This window comes from Saccharothrix sp. NRRL B-16314 (genome assembly GCF_000716595.1).
Taxonomy (GTDB): Bacteria; Actinomycetota; Actinomycetes; order Mycobacteriales; family Pseudonocardiaceae; genus Actinosynnema.
In genome coordinates this window covers 1-323 of sequence record NZ_JNXC01000212.1, presented here as the reverse complement: position 1 = coordinate 323, position 323 = coordinate 1, and the positions used below count along the sequence as shown (strand labels likewise).

Sequence of the window (323 nt, the reverse complement as noted above, 5' to 3'; positions counted from 1 at the left end):
CTCCTGGTAGGCGGTCGGCACCATGATCATGTCGAGTCCGGCGTTGACCGAGGTCCGTACGTCGCTCGGGTAGTCGCCGGGGATCTGGTCGATGGCCTGCCAGTCGCTGATGACGAAGCCCTCGAAGCCCATCCGGTCCTTGAGGACGCCGTTGATCATCTCGGCGTTGGCGTGCATCTTCACCGGACCCCGCTCGTCACCGAGGACGTCCAGCGAGGAGTACGAGGGCATGACCGTGCCGGTGCCGCGCTTCACGGCCTCGGCGAACGGCGCGAGGTGCACCGCCTCCAGCTCTTCGCGGGTGACCCTGGTGACGCCCTGGT

Annotated in this window: 1 protein-coding gene; it reads right to left on the bottom strand. The window is 67.2% G+C overall.

The window, feature by feature from the left end; genetic code table 11:
- On the bottom strand, positions 1–323 hold a 323-nt coding region (locus OQ02_RS39695), incomplete at both ends, for a glycoside hydrolase family 3 N-terminal domain-containing protein (protein ID WP_033443844.1).